Genomic DNA, 19,635 nt, shown 5'->3' with positions numbered 1-19,635 from the left:
TAAAAATAGTATTACAATTAATATATTTCCATAGTATACTAATTTACATGATTAAATTTTCAGCTTATGAATTGAGTAGAAGTGTATTAAATCCTTATATATAAATACCTGTAAAACAAAAGAAGTTAATCAGAACATAATAAAGCAGCAATATCTGTTTTGGATAGTAAGATGCTTTATTCCATTAGGGTTCTGGTTTAATCTTCTATTCTTTTACGCCCCAAAAACGAACATAAGTTCTTTTATTTTTCGGTAAAAATAGAACATACGTTTTATTTTAAATTATAAAAGAACATAAGTTCTAATTTTTCACCCCAAAAACGAACATAAGTTCCGCGTTTTGTTATTAAAAAAATCGCAACTATTTCCATTATTACATCGATTATTATGTCGAGATTAGATGAAAAGGAGTTTATATTATGCCATCCATTGAAGAATTACAACTATTAAACAATATATTAGAAAACAGAGATTGGTCTTCAATTGATAAAAATGGCCTTGATGAAGAACATTTTCCTATACATAAAGATATTTTTAATTACATTAAAAATTTTAAAAAATTACAAAAACAACTTCCAACAATAGAAACCGTAATGAATATATTTGAAGAATTTGAAATGGTCGAATTAGAAAAAACAGAATTTGTAGTAGATGCTCTGAAAGAAGATTGGCTACATAGAAAATTCAAGCCCTTTCTTCAAAAAGCAGCAAACCTTGTCGCTGAAAAGAAAACTGTAGAAGCTATTTTAGATATTAAATTAAATGCCACGAATATGTTAAAACTTGCGAATATTGACAACAAAGGATACTCATATACTGGAATGGCGGATACACGTAAGAGTAAATACTTATCAATTCATGGTAGAGATGAAAATGAAATTTTAGGAGCGACTACAGGCTTTAAAACATTAGATTTAGTGACTAATGGATTAGTAAGTGATGGGCAAGAAACTGATTATTTTCTTGTTTTCGCACCATCTAATATGGGCAAAACATTAATATCCTCATTTATGTTAATGTCCGCTTGGAATAGTAATATCGAGTGGGATTTCCCTGCATACTTTGCTTTAGAACAACGTGCCGAAGAAATTGCCCGAAATTGGGATCATGTCCTGGCTGGTGTATCAAATTTAGGCATACAACGTGGTACTATGTCAGCTGAACAAAAAGACCGTTATATCTTCTTTTTAGATCAACTAAGGAAAAAGCAAAAAGATATGGTCATCTATGATATTCAAAAAAATGGTGGTCGCCCCTATACAGTTACTGAAATACAACGCGTCCTTGAGTCTGAAGGACATACTCGCTTTGTTTTAGATCAATTATCCAAAGTACGTTTAAATAGCTCCAATAATAATTTTGGGGATTTAAGACAAAGATTATTTGATATATCAGCAGCAGTACGTGAAATGATTTTAGGAACAGGAATTCCAGGTTATGTAGTAGCACAAGCTAACAGAGAGTCCGCTAAAAGAATAAAAAAAAGTCTAAATGATAGCACGATGACTGGTGAAGATATCGGGGAAACTTATGCAATTTTCCAAGATGCTAGCAAAGGTATATCTATTATCAAAATAAATGAAAATACCTTTAAAGTACAGGTTATAAAAAATCGTGGCAATGCTAGTGGTCAAAGTTTCATTGTGCGATATAACTTTGATACCGGACTGATTAGTACCATAAACAATCAGTATGAAAAACAGTTCTTCTAGTCTTAATAATGGAGATGAAAATACATGCAAAAAGCAAAAAATGTAGAAATTCTCGAAAATACATCACTTGATATACCAAGTCTAATAGATGATTTGCGTTTTAAGTATCAGTATTCCCTTAGATATCAAAGTAACCATGCAGCATTTTCAAAGAAAAATGATAACGGCAATTATATAATGTGTTGCTGTCCGAATCATACAGAAACAAGACCATCATTTGGTATTTCTAAAACCCCTCCCTATCACACACACTGTTTCTGTTGTGGATACTTAGGAACCATAGATTGTGTAATTGAAACCGCTTTTGTTTTAGAACGAGGCAACGGATTAAAAGCCCTATTATCAAATTACTATTTTGAAGACAATCGTAAACCTTTAGACATTACAAAAATCTTAGCTACAAGAAAAAAATGTATAAAAGCAAATACATTATCTGAAGAAACACTCAAAAAATTGGATGAGGAAAAATTTAAAAATCAAGGAATTTACAATGTAGCAATGTCCTATTTAATTAATCAGCGTGGAATAAACATGAAGACTTTAGATACTTATGAAATAAAAATAGATGTCAGAAATAAATGTATCGTATTTCCGCAACGTACTCGAAACGGGGATCTTCGCTTTTTACAAAAACGAAAAATTGGAAGCAATTATAACGGTTCAAAATTTATCAACGAAGGATTACCAAACAAAAAAGATATTTTATTTGGACTTCATTTAATTAATCAATTACGAACATCAGCCAATCGAATTAAAAGAGTTCGTATCGTAGAATCTCCTATAGATGCAATGAGTAACTATCAAGTAGGTATTCCTGCTATTGCAATTAACGGGAAATTATTATTTAAAAACCAAATACACGAATTACATCTAGCAGGTATAGAGATAGTTGATCTATTTTTTGACAATGACAAAGCTGGAAAAGATGCAACACAAAAAGCAACAAAACACTTAATACAGGAAGGATTCACGGTCAATCATACTCTTTACCCACCCCAATTCACTGAAGATTCAAAAATCGACTCCAATGACTTACTTAAGATGGGGTTACTAGATAAATTAAATACAAATTCAATTAGTTTACTAAGCAGTAAATTTTAATTCATTCAAATAAAGGGGATTTATATAATGAACACAGCAACTATAAACTTTCAAGATTTAATAATGGAAATACTAAACTCTGAATCTATAGCTAAAATTTTTAATTTTGAATTATTTAAGGTGAGAAATCAAGATAAAGAAGATGTGAAACAAGATTGTATCTTGCGTATAATGAAATCTCTTCAACAAACAACAGTTCCATCTGAAAAGCTACCTTCATTCTGTCAAACAATTATTAAAAGAACCGTGGTTGATTATTATCGTTATACAAATAGAATGGTAGAACAAAATTCGACTTCTGTATTTTATTGTGATGGATTTATTGAAGACGATTCTAGTGAAAACAATTGCCCTACATTTTGCCAAGAGTCTTACGAACAAGGATATGAATTCTCAATTGTTAAAGCAGATTTTGAAATACATAGAAATAAATTTACTCCGACTGAACAACATGTCATAGAATACATGCTATATGACGGCTTAGGAGTCTGTATGAATTTAGCCGAAATCGCAAACGAACTTAAAATTAATAAATCGCACTCAACAAGAGCATTAAAGAAATTGCGTAGCATTTATTGTTGTTAATATACATAGTTCCCTACTATTTCAAACAACAATCACCTAAAAATATTGTAAAACAATTAAGAACATTTTGTAAACAAAAGCAACTTTTATTTTTATTATAAATTCCGCAACTTTTTAATTAGTTATTACGATAACTATTAATCAGTCTAGTATATACAACTAGTATACAACATCGACAATAATTTTCAAAGGCGTTTTTTATCTGTTTCTTATTAGATTTCAGCCCTCTTTTATATATATAACCATTCATTACATGAACTTTATTGGAAAATTATTAAGCTTAATTATTGATTTGTTACTATTAAATATTGGCTAGATTCATAACTTACAGTCTGCATTTAAAAACTTAAGTTCTATTTATTTATATAAATAGAATAGACAAAATTAATTTAATTAAAACTTTATATTGATATATAACAATCAGACGAAGTTATATATCCTGTCAATTTAAGGAGGAAATAAAGTATGACGACCATAAAAGGATTAGATGCAATTTTAAAAGTGAGAAACACCTTTCTTACGTTTAAAGATAAAAAACCACTTACACTTTTATTTATCGATTGGTATGAAAATCTGGTTGGTATTCGCGAGCATTATGAACCTACCTTAAAACCCAAATATATACGTTGTCCAGGGACAGATGTGTGCCCCCTTTGTCACGTTAATCCTGGTAAATATCCGAATTTGAAGATTAAATTACGTGTATATGATCCATTAGATAATAAGATTAAGCTAGTCTCTTTAGCGAAAACTCACATTCAAAAATTACACACAGACTTTAATCTTTACATGATTGATCCTACAAAAGATTTTGTCACTATCTCTAGAAGTGGGACAGGTGCTAATGATACCACTTATTCAGCTAAACCATACCATTATACTTCAGTGGATGAAGAACCTATATTAAAGAAGCCAGACTTTAATGAAATTGAAATGCTTGATATATCAACATATATAACTTCTCATAGTCCTGATGAAATCCAAGAATTTATGAATGCAGCCTCAACAATATACAATTTACAGCAAGCACAGTTTCAATGTAGTTCCCCTACTCTTTCATTAACTACTGAAGGTTTTGATGAAAAGGAACAATTGAGAACTACTAATCATAAATTACCGTTTTAGAAAACCGTATGGAATTTTAATTTCTATTATTAAATATAGAAAGGGACGATTATGTCGTCCCTTTTTGAAGTAAGGAGTTGTAAATTTTGTTTTTTAAATCAAATGAATCCAATCAGGACATTTTTACACTATTAAATAAGCGCGAAGTAAAAGAAAGCACGCAAAAAACTCGTACAAAAAAAAATGAGAAAAAAAAGATTACGATAAAACAAAATCAATATGTTCACGGAATTAATAATTCAGTAAAACTACCTTTAAATTACTACTTAATACATACCCCTGAACAATTTAAAGAATTCATTACCAAGTATAAGGTGTATAAAACCTTACATTCGCAAGCTTATACATTTATTGATACGAAATCCACTGGTTTGAATCCTTTTAAAGACTCAATTATCTCAATTACGATTGGATTTATGGATAACAGTTTTTTTTATATACCTATTAAGCCTTTTAAACATCGATTATCACAGAATATCTCTACATTAAGTCTAGAATACACGATGAAAAAACTCTCACCACTATTAGAGAAAGATACCTTATTAATACTTAGTAACAGTAAGCAACACATTCACGCTCTATATAATTGGTGTAATTTTGACATTACATATAATATCTTTTGGGATACTGAGATAGCTGCAAACCTATTAAATGAGAACCATCCAAAAGGTGTAAAAGAATGGTATAAAGAATATGTATTACCCCGTCTTATTTCAAAAGGAACCATTTTAAATACCATTGATAGAAAAAAATATATGTTTGAAAAGACACTCTATGATCAGCTACAACACCATGTAGCTACCTACTTCGCTTGCTATGATATTTTTATGCTAAAGTCTGTATTCCAGTATCAGAAAAGGATTTTTGAAAACCCTAAATTTAATCTTGTTCATATATATAAATTATTTAGAGAAATAGAGATGCCTTTAATAGCTGTACTTACTACCGCTGAAAGAAAAGGTATTAAAATTAGTGAAGAATTTCTAAGCAATGATGTAAAACAAATACTCCAAGCAAAATTACAATCCGTAAAAAAAGAAATCTTGAATTACCTAGGTTCTACTATCACATTAAATAATTGTATGCACCCACCTAAGCAACAAAATAAATATAATAGCGTAAATAAATTAACAAGCACTTTGTTTAATATAAATTCTCCAGCCCATTTGGCCCAAAAACTTTATATTGATAACGCTATTCTAAAACCTATTATGGAATATGACAAAGGTTGCAAAAGTTTGATTTCCAAGCTAAAAACTGATAGAAAAACGCTGATACGTAATCTATCAATGCATCCTGTAATTCCGCTAATTCTAGAATATCGTCGCTTAGTGAAATTAATAAGTTCTTTTTGCAACTCCCTACCCAAAGAACAACAAGGTACTATCGATAATAAAATTCATCCTATCTATAACTCTGTAGGAACTAAAACAGGCCGTATGAGTTGCTCGTCACCAAACCTAAAGTTGTGGGCTGCATAAAGGTAACTTTATGTGTAAGCAGATCGTTAATTCAGGGAAAGCTAAGGGTAATTACCTATGTCAATCCTGAGCCAAGTCTAATAGGGATATTAGAAAGGTGCAGAGACTACTTAAATTAACCTAGAACAGGTGAAATAAGCACGAAAGCGATCCACCCTTCTACAACAGGGTGATGATATAGTCCGATACTCTTTGAAAAAAGAGAGCAAGGATAAAGAGCCTTGCATTACTACAATGACAACAAGTACCAAGTAAAGCTGATTTTATACGTATGGCCTTTAGAGCAGAAAGAGGTAGATTATTCACCAGTATTGACTTCAGTTTACAAAACGTTGGCTGAAGTCGTTAATCTAAACCTACTCAAAACAGGGAACGCCCTCATGTAACGGTGGAGCGAATCCTGTGCTTCTAGTGACAAGAAGTGCAACGACTGCTTGTTAATTATCATCTTGATTCATAGTTAACAAAATAATGAGTCGTCTATCAACCAAAATTGATAAATCCATCGAACTCATTTATACGGTAGGCTATGGGCTTAGTGGTCACAAAATTTGCCCATTATTTGCAGGAATGCAACAGAAGGTATAGTCTAATCCGGCTCCTTTAAGGAGTGTTCAAATACCATGAAAATGGCGGTATACATACAACAAGAATTACGTTGGCTCGCAATAGTAACACAAGAACCGGTTCTAATTGAAGCCTTTAAGAAAGGTTTAGATGTGCATAGTCAAATCACTTGCCAAATTAAGGGGTTTACTTATAACTTGTTTGAGGATATTCGAAATTATAAAAGAGAGACATTAAAAGAGACTCAGCATCATATACAACAGCTTATAAATAAATGGTCAGATACCCCAGAATGTCTATATATCTTGAAGATATATAATATGAAGGAACTAAATAGTACTACTATTCCTTCTCTGGCAAATGCTTTTGAATCGCTTAGAAAAGAAATGAAAAGCATTGTATTCGGTAAAGGGATTGCCGAATTAAAATCTCACTCAAAACAGGGAAACCTAAGTGTATAAGCATATGGTAATCCTGTGCCAAAGCGTTCATATGAATGGCAGGTGCAGAGACTTATAGCGTTCCGCGGTTATATAAACAACCAATCTAACGAGTTCGCTTAATGTGAGAAGTAACTTGAAATAGTTGCTAAGGTATAGTCCACTCCCTTAGGAAACTAAGGGGTTTAAGTGACCTTATATGGTATAACAGAAATCGGTTTATCCGATCAATTAAATATTACAAAAGCAGCAGCGACCTCGTTAATTAATCAATTTAAAAAACAATTACCCAACTTTTTAAGATGGGAATCTGAAACACATAGAGAAGTTTTAACTAATGGTTATGTAAAAGATTTGTTTGGTAGAAAAAGACGTTTTAAAGAAACGATTTTAAAAGCTACCTCTTCTTCCACCTTTAAGAACAAAAATTCAGATTGGAGATTAGAGAAAATAAAACGGCAAAGTTGTAACTTTAAAATACAAGGAACTTCTGCGACGCAGGTAAAAAAAGCCATGATAAATTTATTTTATCCCACCCGGCCAGATGGTACAAAATGCTTAGATAGAGATGAATGGCTACAGGAGAATTACAAATCTATACTTGAAGAGCATGATATACACATCGTATTACAGATACATGATGAATTAATCTTTGATGTACCACAAAATGTTTCCCAAGACGTTTTAAAAGAAATTTCAAATATTATGCTAAACGCCATTCCTTCTACCTATTTAGGAGTGACATTCCATTCGGATATTCATACCTCTCCATATTGGGGTGGTACATTTTCAATTGAGGAAATTAAAAAGTTTTCTAATAGGGATTTAGATCTGAACAGATTATTTCATCAACAATTTAAACAGAAAATAAACAACTTCCTGAATTCAACGTTTTAGGTGAATTTAATAGAAAATGAATTAAACATTATAATTGCCACTTTGATTAAATGAGATAATAAAAAAACGTACACTTCTGTACGTTTTTTTATCTTTTTAGCTCCTAATTATCTATACAAAAAATTGAAATACCATTTCAACTTCTGCCTCATTTGTATATTCAACTCTAGGCATGGTGCTCGGATTACCATCAATAGCTAACGATAACGGTGCAATACTAACCATTGGTGTAGGTGTTGTTAATAAAACCTTACATGCAGTTACCCATTCTACGCCATATTTCTGACGCGCCGAATCATTTAATTTCACATCAATTCTAGAAATATTTCCAAAGTTCGTTACTGACTCCCCTGTTTGCCTATTGAACCCTTTAACCGCAATACCATTACGTAACGAGTCATACGATACAATATACTTCTCTGATGCAATTGTAAGGATTTTATACGGCATTGCGCTCTTAACAAATTCAAATACATTTGGTCGTTTGTCGGGCTTTCTAGTACTCATCTCAAATACTTTAATTAACTCAATATCTTTAAGTGATAATTGTCTCTTTTTACCTCCGCAATTGCTTGCTGTATCATATGGTACAGGAGCTATATCATGAGATAATTCACCTGGAATATCAATACAATTAAAGCATCTTTCAATAGATTCTATAATTGTAACAAAGTTTAATAATTCAAAATCTATATTTGTACGTTCTAATTCATATAATTTTTGTTCAAGCATCTCTAATTCTATTTCCAAACGACATTTTGTAATAGAGGAACAATCTGAACTAGCTATATCATCTCTCATACGCTGCATAGCATCTTCAATAGCTAAGATTTCCTCATACAAATCTCCAAATCTAATTGTCATTATCACTTCCTCCTCACTTTTTTTTCGGAGCCTTAGTAGGATCTAATGTCCAAGTGATCCAATCGCTTACATCTTTTAAAGAGCTTACATGGAAGTACTCTCTACACTGTCTAAAGAAAGGAATGATAGGACTATTCCAATTCCCTGGCCCTATTTTCCCAGGTCCTTTTCTTCCTGGAAGAACTGTATATATAGTTTTCATAGGCACTAACGCATAACGATTAAATACTTTAAGGCTATTTAGCTTCCCGTCAACCTGATCGTATGTAACTTCTTTATACAGGCGATGTGAAGGTTCGCTACTACCCTCTAACTTTTGTCTATCATCTGATACAAGAATAAGAGAATTCTCTACGGGTTTACCATTTATTACACTTTTATCTATCACTTGATCAATCGAATGATAAATTGCAGACATACCAGATTCAGGGAAATCCGATCCTCGATTAAATGTTAGCGTACTAATATCAGAAAATGCTTGTGCTAATCCTTGTACATCTACACTTTTATTCAGTAGAATTCTCCAAAAGTTCGGCCTATTCTTTCCTGCTCTGTCTGTAGGATCAGCATAGGCTACTAATGATACTTTACATGGGATTTTAGCAGCTTTAGCATAACGCTCGATTTCATTTGCTGTGGCAACTAATAAGTTTCTAACACGACCTCCAGGTTCAAGGCCCCCTCCTTCAAACATAGATTCAGAAATATCTACAACGAAAATAATATTAACCCCTGTGACTGTAACAGGTGGTACCCATGGATCCGGTTTTGGATAAGGTAAAACTTGTGGTTTTCGTGCATAAGAAGGTCTCACGCACTCCCTTATACATTCCCTAATTTTATACATTAATGTATCCAAGTTTTCACCAGATTCAAGTCCTGATTCCATGATTACTTCACGTATAGCTTCTAATTCATCTACATATTGCCGTAAAGCATCTACTGAGTATGGATGGCTATGTGCCATACCCTTACGCAAATCTTTAATCATTTTATCTATTTCTTTAACATATCTCATAATACTTTTGAGTTTAGGCATATCGATTGTAACCTCCTAACCAAATATAGTAAGCCCATTATAGGAAAAGGTGTGTCAAATGACACACCTTTGTGGTATTACTTTTTCAAGTTTCTTCTCAATTTAAGGCATCTTTTTCTAATACTTCCTCTTCAGCCTCCATTTGGCTTGCTAATTTACTAGCCTCAATAAATTCCTGAATTTCTTGCTTAGGAGTAAATCCAACTTTCTTTTCAATATTTTTACCATCTTTCATAAACAGAAGCGTTGGAATCGTACTAACTTCACACAATTTAGTGATATCTAAAAATTGATCAGCGTTAACTTGAATAAATTTAATATCGTCAATTTCTTTTGACAATTCCTTAATATCCTGTGTAATCATTTTACAGGGGCCACACCAAGTAGTATAAAAATAAACTAAAATAAACCCTTCTACTATCTTTTCTTTAAATTCTTCAACTGTATTAATTTCAAACATTTTATTCCTACCTCCTGTAAAGTATTTATAAGGAAGAACGCTAACAAATCCTTTATACTGTATATTAATATAAAATAATTATATATTTGCATACATTTATGTCTACTTAATTTCCACCACAGCCGCATCCAACCTTACGAGCTACCGTATATGTATTACCGTCATTCCACTCTTGAGAAATATTTAATGCATTACGAGCAGAACTAGCCCAAACTTCTTTTTCTACATATTTTCCTTCTGCATCATGACCAGAAACCATATATTTTCGCTTGCCTAACAAATTAACCCTCTCCTTAATTACTTTTATAGAAATTACCTAAATGCTCAAAGCGAGGAACTTTTACTCCGCATACCTCAATATCCGCCATAAAAGTACTCTGAGGTTCAATCCAAGTATTCCCTTTAGCATCTTCATAAATTACCATTTCTTCATCAGTTCCTGTTTGTTTTCCCTTACCAGTAACGAGATAAATTCCACCCTTATAATATCTATAGATTTTAACTTTTTTATTATCCATATCTCCTCAACCTAAACATAATCCTCATATAAATTTATTTAATAATTTCCTTCATTTCTTTTAACCAATTTACTAAAACCATTTCTATTTCCTGCAAACGTCTTATAGAAGTACTTTCAGTCATTCTTTTAGATGCTTTATTGCAAATATAGAGACGTTCTTTTTCAATATCAAATACCAAAGAAAGATGGTAATCTTGTAAACCAAGTGAAGTGGAATCATATCTTACCATTCGTTTAATGGAATGCTCGATATGTATCTCCTTTAACTTACTAGCGAGGTTTTCTCTATGCTTTTTCCACTGATCCGTTGTAAATGTATTTAATAGCATATTAAATTATCACCAACCTTAAAATCATATCCTCTAAATCTCATTTATTAACTACACTAAAATTGCTGAATCATAGTCCCCTGATACAATATAATTAATCCCTGAATCATTATGAATTTTAATTATAATTACTTCGTTAATTTGATGATTTATAAACGATCCATAAGGTACCTCAATATCTTTCATTGCATCTATAACATTTTGAATCTCTTTATTCTTAACTTTCATTGCATTTTCTATTTTGCTGCTACTATTAGAAAAATGTAATGGATACTGTAAGTTTTGCTCCGTTACATTTTTTACATTTAGTTGTTTCACTAAATATTTCACATAATCTTCTGCTTTTTTAAGCCGATTCTCCATATTACGATAGTTCTTTTCCAGCTCCGCAATATAAAGATTTCTACTCATATCTGCTTCATTATTAGAATTTGATTCAGAAGTATTCTTAGCCTTTTTATTCAATTGACTTTTTTCCTCATTGTTATCTCTTACTTGCAAATGTTGTACCTCAAGCAAATCTAAATGTTTCAAAGCATTATTTTCACCTTGATCTAATTCTTTTTTTATTGTCTTTTGCAAGTAATTAAACCATTGGACTAACCATGTGTTATCAATGTCACCATGAATAATTTTGTTTTGTTCTTCCATAGAAAAATCCATGTCACAAATTCTAGCAATTCCGGAATTAATGTCGATACTAATGGACAAATTTTCGCCACTTTGAATTAACTGTACTAATCGACTAATTTTCTTAGATAATTCCATATCGTTTACCTCTCCTATTTCGTACTGGTATTATAGTAGTCGATATATATATCAATTTAGTTGCGAGTTTTTTTATATCTAATTTAAATATTAAATTTGCTATAATACCTGTACTTCCTTATGAAAAATAATGTACTATGTTTTTACATTCACATTAAAAAATCTTAAGTAGTCGATAATTCATCTAATGGTTTATATTGAAATGCATTAGATTTTTCAGACTCTTTACCCTCTAAATTAATTGCCGTCATTTCAATTACAGATACTTTATCATTAAAAATGTTATGATCTAATTTAGCAGGTGAATGCTCAACACCTGTTAAAACTAATACATCATTTACAAAAATGTTATAACTCTCACTATCAGGTGACGTACTATAATCAAATCTAACTTCTACTCCGCTTTCCATATTATCCACAGAAGTAATAGCTGGTGGTTCAGGAGCTTCATTTCCTACGACTGTAATTGGTACAAATACTTCATGCACCCCATTTGTAATGACTATATCTGTTGTTCCTCCGCTAAGGCCTGTTACAATTCCTTCAAGGCTCACCTTTGCTATATATTTATCTTTGACAGAATAAGTAGTGCCTGTACTCGCCCAATATACATAAATTAACCAGTTATCACCAACTTCTTCTTTACCATCTGTTTGGAAAGTAATCCCTAAATAGTCACCTTTTAAATTTACAATTCGATATTCATTTCGTTTATTCGTTGCTATAACTTGTAACCCTTGTGTTTCTCTATCATCACCCACACCAAAACCATTGGTAGTCTTTACAATTTCAACTGTTCGTTCTTCAAATTTATAATTACTAATGTCTACCGCTGTAATTAAACCTTTATTATTATATAAATTATCTATATCTTTAAATAACATAGCCGGACGAAGTTCAGCTGTAACATTCTTTGTAATCCCATCACTAGTTAATGCTTCTACATTCAACTGAACTTGATCACCAGTGTTGAGATTTAAATGCTTGTGGGAAACCATTAGAAAAGCTGTTGATGATAAAGGCTCGAATTCTGTATTAAGAAAAGCATCCACTTTCTTCTGGTACTTCTTTAGAGAGTCCTCTAAAACTAACTTTGCTTCTCTATAGGAAGTCTCAATTAATGCAGAACTTACCTCATCTCTCTTTTGCTCTAAAGTGCCTAACTTCGTTAAAATTTCTTTTGCCCTCATATTTCATCCTCCCTCTTGTATCGCATTCATTATAAGGATTTACAAAATTTTTTATTTAATTTTTTGTAGAATAATTCTAGCCTTTTGTATAGTCATATTGTTTAACTTCCTAAAATTAAATTTCTCTATATTCAAATGTATAAATTGTTTTTGAATGATGCTGCCTTATTCATTGTTATTTTTTAAATGCAGGATGTTCTTGAATACTTCTTGTTGCTTTAGATTCATCTTCATTCAACTCAGTTGTATCTAGAGGGATATCTTTAGCTAAGCTAACTAACATGGTCATATATTCAACTTCTGCAAAAGATATGATAGAATTTTCACCTTTAGCATTTTTACGAATTATAGTAGTACCATTTTCTTTCCATTCCTTAAACTTGCTTTGAAAAAAAACATCTGCTTCCTCTAAGCTAAGACCTTCAGTTAATTCTTGTGTCTCACTCTTTAATTTTTTTACTAATTTATCCTCCAACCAATCAACTTTCTTTGAATTTCCACTTTTAAAATAAAAGACTGCAGAAACGTTAAATTTATTTATTTTCATATTTAAATTCCTCCTAGATTATAATCTTTCATCTACACCTGATCTTACTCTAAAGCTTCAATAGGTTAATTAGTTTGATATGGAATTTATCCTTACAGCTATATATTTATAGTCGTTTTACTTAACTAGAATGTTGCGAACTTATTTCCTAATAATTAAGAACGAGCCAATATCATGAGAAGCATCTATAGGTATTGATATAGTTCCTTTAATATGAGAGTTACTTGATTTGCGAATTGAAATACTTCCCTCTAATCGCGATGCACTTGCTACATAAATAGAACTTTTTATCTCTTCAAACATACTCATTCTAATAATAGCTGTTCCACTAAGAGTATAGCTCGCATACTGTCTTGTTAAAATTGTAGACAGTATTTGTGACATATCAGGGTATACCACTAAAATATTGCTATGAATCTCCATAAATTTATAATAAGTACCATCTGCAAATGGTTCCGTATTTAATACTTTTCCAATTAATAAATTGTATGCTGAGCCGCCAATCAAATTAATATCATGATGTTTCTTTGTATCCATGTGCTCAAATACTAATACAGTACGATTATTAGAAAAATCATATACCCCACCTAATTTACAAAACACAGGAACGTTATTATCTCGAAAGATAGTTGTAATCATTTCAGGAAGTTCACTTTCAAATTGCTCATGATAAGTTTTATATTCCCCTGTCTTTAATATGACATTGTATACTATTCCATCAATCTTAATTTCTAAGTTTTCATCTAAAATAGAAATAACATCCTCCAATTTTTTATCACAATATATTCTATAACCATGCGGAGTCAATGCCACTTTCTTCACCTCCTAAGAAATCCCAACTTTTAACAACTTTATTACTCTTTAAAAAGTTTTCTTTTCTTTTAGTTTTGTTTAACTGAAATTTAGTTTGAATAAAACAGAATCATTACTCCTCCTTTTTCATAGTAGCTATCGAAATATCCCTAATAATAGTTGTTAGATTTTAAAAATCTAATATAAAATAGTTTTTTCTAACCTCTAATTCCATACTTACAAGTAATCTCCATCTGTTCACTTAATACATCTATATTTTCTTCCCGTTTTAGATCATTCTACTTTTTCCGTCGCAACCTATTAACTTCTCATAACGACAGTTAGTATGCAGATTCAACAAATAGGAGGATTTAAAAATGATAAAAAACAAGTTACTAAAGACATTATATTTCAATTCAAATACTTTAAATTGGGGCCCATACTTTGATTCATTACATCAACCTTATTTCTTAAAATTAACCAACAGTTTTTTCTTGGTTAATAGAGTTGGGGTGAATTAAAGTGCCTTCCCAAAGATATATTGACCTGAGAGAAGATAATTTACCTGACTTACATAACAATGTGTTATTGAAAGCTTGCCAAGAGGATCCTGATTTACTCTCTGAACTTTTATGTGAAAATAAAGAATTTCTCTTCTCAATCATTGCTCACTACAAAGGAAGCATTGAATCCCTGAAAAACAAATTTAACGTGGATGAAGAAGAGTTACTTCAACACGCTTATATAGCTGTTATTACAGCAATTAGAGATTTTGATTTTAATAAAGGAATTAAGTTTACTACTTATATTTATCGGCCAATTATATGGGAAGTTAACCAATTACTCTATAATGATTCTAGACTTGTACGCTTAAGTCGAAGTGCAGTAGATCTACTCAAACAAATGGAGAAAGTTGAAAATGAACTAGGTTATTTTCCAAAAGCTGAAGAATTAGCAAAATTACTTGATGTTACTGTAGAGCGCATTGAAAATGTTCTTCGATTCGCTTCAGAATTAACCTCTTTAAATTCACTTGAAAGCTTTGAACCCGAGGATTACTCAATAGGTTATGAAAGTAAAGTAATGGATAAAATCTATGTAGAAAATCTACTTAAAAACTCCAATTTATCCGAATTTGAAACTCAAGTGATCAATCTTATTATGGATGGTAACAATAACTCACAGATAGCAAAAAAATTAAATGTCTATCCAATGACAGTTAATCGTGCTTTAAACCGTATAAAGAATAAATTAGATAACAACTTTGAGTCAAAACGATTGTCCAAATATGAAAGTGAAATTGGACTAATTGCAGAAGAAATGATCGAATTAAACTGTATAATGAATATAGAACAACTCAAAGATTTATTAGATGTATGTGGTTACAATATAAGCAAGTATAGCTCTCGAGTTTTATATTATATTCGTCAACAAGCTATAAGCCGCTTAGATCAAAACCTATCTGAATGCAATGATTGCTCGCAATAAAACTTAATTAAAAAAGCATATAACATTAAATGACAGAAGATTCAAACTATATAACTTCTTAAAAACCATTTTAGTTACATATAAAAATAAGCAGATTCTTTAAATAAAGAATCTGCTTATTTATTAAATTTCTTGAATCCACATACCATAGTTAGGAAGAGCTAATTTTAATTTATTAAATGTTTCATCAACCCATGATTTAGTATTAAAATCTCCTACGATAATTCGATAATTATCATCCCCTAAATTTTCCTCCCACAAACCATAACCAGGTAGAATTTCTTTTACTCTATTCATTGTGGCATCCTTCCACTCAGACGTATTAAAGTCACCAAGGTAGATACGATAAAACGTATTGTTCTCCTCTTCTCCCAAGAACCATTTAAGAGATTTGTCACCATTCAAACGGTTAACATCACAATTCCCAATTCCAGATACATACCCACCTGTTGTATTGTCTGCGTATTGCCATAAATCACAACTATATTTCGGCTTATTGCCATAGCGTGGAACCCATAAAAAATCAGCTTTTATATTACTTAACCCATATTTTTCATACATATGGTGGCTTACATATAAACCAACTTTCCACCCTGCCGCTTTACATGTATCAATAAATGCTTGAGATGCTGCAGCTAATTTACTTGGTCCACAACTTGCGAGTGTATCATCTTCTACATCTAACACTAAGAATCTAGCATTTGGACTAACTCGTGCCATAAAATCTTTTGCTTCCACAATTGCATCATTAACACTTACATAACACCCATATGCATATGCTGCATGCGGGACGCCATATGCTTCTAATTTTTGTACATGCTGATTATACAATTTATCACGTTTCAATGAACCATATTGCACACGACAAATAGCAAGATCTAGATTTTTCGCCGCCACAGCCCAATTAATATTATCATTCCATTTTGAAATATCAACAATATATCCCATACTTTAACCCCATCCTTCTTTAACGTAAAATATCAAATTTTTTCAAAAATCCATTCGCATAATTTGCTCCTCTACTTGCCAATAATCCTGCAGATATAATGGATATATATTTTCCATATCCATTCAAGTCAAAGAAGTTTAAATTAAAAGCAAATGCTAAAGAAATACCTACAAAAATAGATAACAGATACGTGAAACGATCTTGAATAGTTCTATTAGGTATCATGTTTTTTAGAATCTCTGTAAGAGATTCTGTTAGAATTGCTAAAATCACTAACAATGCTCCATTCTCTAGCATTGACTGTAAAAGGGCATTCATTTTCTATTCCTCCAATTTAAAATAGTGCATACCAAGTTTGCATACCAACTACACCATCAATAGATAAGAAACTAGAATTACGCTGATACTCTTTGACCTTTTCTTCTGTTTCCTTACCAAATATGCCATCAACACTCACTTTTAATGTTCTTTGAATCACCTCTATATTCCGTCCCCTATCGCCTCGTTTTATAGGCTTTCCTGGATATGGTCGAACAGGAGGGCTTCTCATATACTCTTCTAGTTCTATGTTGATGTAATTCTTGCCTAATTGAGGTGAACCTGGCTCGATTAAAATACTTTGTCCTTCATACAATGCATGGATGTCCAGTTCTGGATTTAATTTTTTTAAACAATCTGCTTTTATACCAAATTGTGTGGTTAAAGACTGAAGCGTATCAGTTGCACGTATTGTATATAACTTTCCATTTTTGACCGATACCTGTTTAGCTATCATATTGGTTTCCTTTGTACAACTTTCAAACTCGTCTACTACATCCATAATGAATTGATTAAAGCTTTTACCTACAAATTCTAGTCCTTTAGTGGGATCACTTCTCAGCTTAGAATCTAGTACATCATGCCCTATAATATCTCGGCGAGGATTTAGTCCAAACTTATAACAAATATAAGCATGCAGCCAAACATAGCGCTTATACGAATCTACCTTATCAATTTTTTCACCGTAGCATAATTCCACTCCGATGGCAGAATTATTAGCACATGTATCATATAATGCATTACTAGTATTAACATCATAAATTACATGAAAGGCATATTCTGGTTCATGTGTCACAGCAGGTATACACTCAATAATTTGTTTATCATCTACGAGAAAATGTACCGCAGTATTTGATTGATTCTGTGTACGTTGATAATAATCTACACTTTCTCTTGCTGTTAAGTTTGGATGCTCTATATCATGTGCAACAATAAATTGAACATAAATGCGATTACCAGGACGCTTGGTTGATCCTTCATCCAGATAATCTGTTTCAATTTCAAATTTTTTCTTAAATCCCACATCAAGACCTCCTCATGCCTGAATAAAACGAAGAACATCAATCTCGTATTGCAACACTTGATTTGCATTATTATAAGGAGAATATTTAATGGTTTAACATTTACTAAGAATAATAAATATATTTAAAATAAAAACAGATAGAGGTAGTCCTTGCTCTTAAAATAACTGATTATTCCGAATTAAACTCCTAGGATTCACCTTATTCCGCAATACTATTGCGTCTCCTTTGTACCTCTTCTTTTAATTCTCTATTCGCAGTGGTCAATTCATGTACTTGCGTTTCTAGACTCTCATTACGAGCCGTTAATTGTCTTACTTGTACTTCTAATTGAAGATTCGCTTTTGTTAATCTAGCAACCTCTAGAGTTAGTTCTTTCACCTGATTTTGATATGTTAACATCATATCTTTGAGTTCAATTCGAAACTGCCTTTCGTCATCAGATAAAGAATGACGGTTTGTACTTGTATCGATACTAGTGTTAGAAGTTGGTTTGTTCTTAGAAGTTAAGTAACCAAAACCCCCTGTAATAAACATGCCTAATACAGAAGCAATTGCAGAAATTAAACTATCTTTCATTAACCGTCACCTACTTTCATCAGCTTAAGATAGAGACCTGCGGCCATAAGTGCCCAAACAAAATAACTTGTACCTGTTGTAGCACTATCACTTAACCATAAGGAAACGGAAACAAATGTCCAAAATCCAATAGAAATTAACAATCCAATACTTCTAATAATCTTATTATCTGTAGCCACCCCATATAATAAGAAGAAAGATATAAATAAGCATTGCATGCCCCATAACTGTTCCGGCATAACTTGCTCCATAGTACTGTAAACAGAATTTTTAAATGTAGCAATGGGAGATAACAATAAAACTGCCCACCACAGTGCTATACTGATCAAACCAATTTCAACAAGATTGTATTTTCCCTGTTTAGGCATATATAATAGCCTCCTACTTTTAGAAATTCTCCTACCTTAGACATAACCTAATTTGAATTATTACAAGGTAAAGAGATGTTACACATGAAATACGCTCAAAATTTTTATCTCCATGTATTGTCAGAGATAAAACGTATTCCTATTTCATTTATCCTTATAACTTAAGACAGTTATCACTTTCTATCATTGAGTCTTATCTAGCTTCTTACGTAGAATAGTTTAAACAATTTCATGTCACTATACATAAAACTAACTTTCTACATTGGAAATATTTACGCTATTAAACAATATAAGTAGAAGATTTATATATTCCCTCTAACATTACTCAAAAATAAAAAGATTACACTTTTCTTAGAGAAACACTATCTACAACACAATACGTTAAGAAAAGTTACTTTAATTAGACCATTGAAAGTTCTTTAGACAATGAAAATTGATTTTTACAGCAAAATCATAAGAATTTATAGGGCTCATATATTTATAAATTTATTATC

At 31.5% G+C, this 19,635-nt stretch carries 23 protein-coding genes; 8 read left to right on the top strand and 15 right to left on the bottom strand.

Features of this window, described 5'->3' with window-relative positions; translation table 11 throughout:
* Positions 1 to 419: 419 nt before the first annotated feature.
* From NST86_RS28490 to NST86_RS28460, 7 genes are all read left to right on the top strand, one after another.
* Positions 420 to 1,712, top strand: coding sequence for a DnaB-like helicase C-terminal domain-containing protein (locus NST86_RS28490; protein WP_061664342.1), 1,293 nt, complete (start codon positions 420 to 422; stop codon positions 1,710 to 1,712).
* Between the two features lie 24 nt (positions 1,713 to 1,736).
* Positions 1,737 to 2,813, top strand: coding sequence for a toprim domain-containing protein (locus NST86_RS28485; protein ID WP_340934974.1), 1,077 nt, complete (start codon positions 1,737 to 1,739; stop codon positions 2,811 to 2,813).
* A gap of 27 nt (positions 2,814 to 2,840) precedes the next feature.
* Positions 2,841 to 3,398 (top strand): sigma-70 family RNA polymerase sigma factor, encoded by a 558-nt coding sequence (locus tag NST86_RS28480; RefSeq protein WP_001090550.1) that lies wholly within the window; start codon positions 2,841 to 2,843, stop codon positions 3,396 to 3,398.
* A 465-nt stretch (positions 3,399 to 3,863) separates the two neighbouring features.
* Complete coding sequence (locus NST86_RS28475; protein ID WP_097796906.1) at positions 3,864 to 4,523, top strand: hypothetical protein; 660 nt, start codon at positions 3,864 to 3,866, stop codon at positions 4,521 to 4,523.
* Positions 4,524 to 4,609: 86 nt separating this feature from the next.
* A complete protein-coding gene (locus NST86_RS28470) occupies positions 4,610 to 6,004 on the top strand; it encodes a DNA polymerase (RefSeq protein ID WP_340934971.1) in 1,395 nt (464 codons plus the stop codon).
* Positions 6,005 to 6,627: 623 nt separating this feature from the next.
* Entirely contained in the window at positions 6,628 to 7,032 is a 405-nt protein-coding gene (locus tag NST86_RS28465) for a hypothetical protein (protein WP_000781409.1), read from the top strand.
* A gap of 168 nt (positions 7,033 to 7,200) precedes the next feature.
* Positions 7,201 to 7,908: a DNA polymerase gene (locus NST86_RS28460; RefSeq protein ID WP_044584328.1), complete on the top strand. Its 708-nt coding sequence runs from the start codon at positions 7,201 to 7,203 to the stop codon at positions 7,906 to 7,908.
* A gap of 111 nt (positions 7,909 to 8,019) precedes the next feature.
* On the opposite strand, the gene NST86_RS28455 is transcribed toward NST86_RS28460, so the two are convergent.
* The 10 genes from NST86_RS28455 to NST86_RS28410 all read right to left on the bottom strand — a co-directional run bounded on the left by NST86_RS28455 (position 8,020) and on the right by NST86_RS28410 (position 14,438).
* Complete coding sequence (locus NST86_RS28455; RefSeq protein WP_098382362.1) at positions 8,020 to 8,772, bottom strand: hypothetical protein; 753 nt, start codon at positions 8,770 to 8,772, stop codon at positions 8,020 to 8,022.
* A gap of 13 nt (positions 8,773 to 8,785) precedes the next feature.
* Positions 8,786 to 9,811, bottom strand: a complete 1,026-nt coding sequence (locus NST86_RS28450; RefSeq protein ID WP_001125259.1) for a hypothetical protein — start codon at positions 9,809 to 9,811, stop codon at positions 8,786 to 8,788.
* A gap of 97 nt (positions 9,812 to 9,908) precedes the next feature.
* Positions 9,909 to 10,271, bottom strand: a complete 363-nt coding sequence (locus NST86_RS28445; protein ID WP_044584326.1) for a thioredoxin family protein — start codon at positions 10,269 to 10,271, stop codon at positions 9,909 to 9,911.
* A gap of 106 nt (positions 10,272 to 10,377) precedes the next feature.
* Positions 10,378 to 10,551, bottom strand: coding sequence for a hypothetical protein (locus NST86_RS28440; protein ID WP_000900867.1), 174 nt, complete (start codon positions 10,549 to 10,551; stop codon positions 10,378 to 10,380).
* Positions 10,552 to 10,564: 13 nt separating this feature from the next.
* Complete coding sequence (locus NST86_RS28435) at positions 10,565 to 10,789, bottom strand: DUF1653 domain-containing protein (protein WP_000369000.1); 225 nt, start codon at positions 10,787 to 10,789, stop codon at positions 10,565 to 10,567.
* Positions 10,790 to 10,823: 34 nt separating this feature from the next.
* On the bottom strand, positions 10,824 to 11,120 hold the full coding sequence (locus NST86_RS28430; protein ID WP_046392594.1) for a hypothetical protein: 297 nt from the start codon (positions 11,118 to 11,120) through the stop codon (positions 10,824 to 10,826).
* Between the two features lie 51 nt (positions 11,121 to 11,171).
* Positions 11,172 to 11,888, bottom strand: a complete 717-nt coding sequence (locus NST86_RS28425; protein ID WP_340934966.1) for a hypothetical protein — start codon at positions 11,886 to 11,888, stop codon at positions 11,172 to 11,174.
* 164 nt (positions 11,889 to 12,052) lie between these two features.
* Entirely contained in the window at positions 12,053 to 13,078 is a 1,026-nt protein-coding gene (locus tag NST86_RS28420) for a hypothetical protein (protein WP_044584323.1), read from the bottom strand.
* Between the two features lie 175 nt (positions 13,079 to 13,253).
* Entirely contained in the window at positions 13,254 to 13,625 is a 372-nt protein-coding gene (locus NST86_RS28415) for a hypothetical protein (protein WP_044584322.1), read from the bottom strand.
* Positions 13,626 to 13,766: 141 nt separating this feature from the next.
* Entirely contained in the window at positions 13,767 to 14,438 is a 672-nt protein-coding gene (locus tag NST86_RS28410; protein WP_061664333.1) for a hypothetical protein, read from the bottom strand.
* Positions 14,439 to 14,939: 501 nt separating this feature from the next.
* On the opposite strand from NST86_RS28410, the gene NST86_RS28405 reads away from it, so the two are divergent.
* Positions 14,940 to 15,905: a sigma-70 family RNA polymerase sigma factor gene (locus NST86_RS28405; RefSeq protein ID WP_340934962.1), complete on the top strand. Its 966-nt coding sequence runs from the start codon at positions 14,940 to 14,942 to the stop codon at positions 15,903 to 15,905.
* Positions 15,906 to 16,028: 123 nt separating this feature from the next.
* Here NST86_RS28405 and NST86_RS28400 read toward each other — a convergent pair whose 3' ends face one another.
* The 5 genes from NST86_RS28400 to NST86_RS28380 form a co-directional block, all read right to left on the bottom strand.
* Positions 16,029 to 16,853: a GH25 family lysozyme gene (locus NST86_RS28400; RefSeq protein ID WP_061664331.1), complete on the bottom strand. Its 825-nt coding sequence runs from the start codon at positions 16,851 to 16,853 to the stop codon at positions 16,029 to 16,031.
* A gap of 19 nt (positions 16,854 to 16,872) precedes the next feature.
* Positions 16,873 to 17,172 (bottom strand): hypothetical protein, encoded by a 300-nt coding sequence (locus NST86_RS28395; RefSeq protein WP_340934959.1) that lies wholly within the window; start codon positions 17,170 to 17,172, stop codon positions 16,873 to 16,875.
* 16 nt (positions 17,173 to 17,188) lie between these two features.
* Positions 17,189 to 18,196 carry an N-acetylmuramoyl-L-alanine amidase gene (locus tag NST86_RS28390; RefSeq protein ID WP_097796914.1) on the bottom strand — a complete coding sequence of 336 codons (1,008 nt, stop codon included), beginning with the start codon at positions 18,194 to 18,196 and terminating at the stop codon, positions 17,189 to 17,191.
* Positions 18,197 to 18,395: 199 nt separating this feature from the next.
* Positions 18,396 to 18,773: a hypothetical protein gene (locus NST86_RS28385; RefSeq protein ID WP_000655295.1), complete on the bottom strand. Its 378-nt coding sequence runs from the start codon at positions 18,771 to 18,773 to the stop codon at positions 18,396 to 18,398.
* Positions 18,773 to 19,141: a hypothetical protein gene (locus NST86_RS28380; protein ID WP_001125914.1), complete on the bottom strand. Its 369-nt coding sequence runs from the start codon at positions 19,139 to 19,141 to the stop codon at positions 18,773 to 18,775. Before NST86_RS28380 ends, NST86_RS28385 begins: the two co-directional genes overlap by 1 nt.
* Positions 19,142 to 19,635 lie beyond the last annotated feature (494 nt).

This window comes from Bacillus sp. FSL L8-0199, from assembly GCF_038005705.1.
Taxonomy (GTDB): domain Bacteria; phylum Bacillota; class Bacilli; order Bacillales; family Bacillaceae_G; genus Bacillus_A; species Bacillus_A cereus.
Note: the sequence above shows the minus strand (reverse complement) of the source record. Positions and strands in the feature narration are given on the sequence as shown.

Bases quoted from the DNA above. Each gene is read 5' to 3' on its own strand.
- NST86_RS28420 (WP_044584323.1), bottom strand. From the start codon at position 13,078: ATGAGGGCAAAAGAAATTTTAACGAAGTTAGGCACTTTAGAGCAAAAG.
- NST86_RS28385 (WP_000655295.1), bottom strand. From the start codon at position 18,773: ATGAAAGATAGTTTAATTTCTGCAATTGCTTCTGTATTAGGCATGTTT.
- NST86_RS28435 (WP_000369000.1), bottom strand. From the start codon at position 10,789: ATGGATAATAAAAAAGTTAAAATCTATAGATATTATAAGGGTGGAATT.
- NST86_RS28430 (WP_046392594.1), bottom strand. From the start codon at position 11,120: ATGCTATTAAATACATTTACAACGGATCAGTGGAAAAAGCATAGAGAA.
- NST86_RS28455 (WP_098382362.1), bottom strand. From the start codon at position 8,772: ATGACAATTAGATTTGGAGATTTGTATGAGGAAATCTTAGCTATTGAA.
- NST86_RS28425 (WP_340934966.1), bottom strand. From the start codon at position 11,888: ATGGAATTATCTAAGAAAATTAGTCGATTAGTACAGTTAATTCAAAGT.
- NST86_RS28445 (WP_044584326.1), bottom strand. From the start codon at position 10,271: ATGTTTGAAATTAATACAGTTGAAGAATTTAAAGAAAAGATAGTAGAA.
- NST86_RS28415 (WP_044584322.1), bottom strand. From the start codon at position 13,625: ATGAAAATAAATAAATTTAACGTTTCTGCAGTCTTTTATTTTAAAAGT.
- NST86_RS28475 (WP_097796906.1), top strand. From the start codon at position 3,864: ATGACGACCATAAAAGGATTAGATGCAATTTTAAAAGTGAGAAACACC.
- NST86_RS28465 (WP_000781409.1), top strand. From the start codon at position 6,628: ATGAAAATGGCGGTATACATACAACAAGAATTACGTTGGCTCGCAATA.
- NST86_RS28485 (WP_340934974.1), top strand. From the start codon at position 1,737: ATGCAAAAAGCAAAAAATGTAGAAATTCTCGAAAATACATCACTTGAT.
- NST86_RS28380 (WP_001125914.1), bottom strand. From the start codon at position 19,141: ATGCCTAAACAGGGAAAATACAATCTTGTTGAAATTGGTTTGATCAGT.
- NST86_RS28480 (WP_001090550.1), top strand. From the start codon at position 2,841: ATGAACACAGCAACTATAAACTTTCAAGATTTAATAATGGAAATACTA.
- NST86_RS28450 (WP_001125259.1), bottom strand. From the start codon at position 9,811: ATGCCTAAACTCAAAAGTATTATGAGATATGTTAAAGAAATAGATAAA.
- NST86_RS28490 (WP_061664342.1), top strand. From the start codon at position 420: ATGCCATCCATTGAAGAATTACAACTATTAAACAATATATTAGAAAAC.
- NST86_RS28400 (WP_061664331.1), bottom strand. From the start codon at position 16,853: ATGGGATATATTGTTGATATTTCAAAATGGAATGATAATATTAATTGG.
- NST86_RS28395 (WP_340934959.1), bottom strand. From the start codon at position 17,172: ATGAATGCCCTTTTACAGTCAATGCTAGAGAATGGAGCATTGTTAGTG.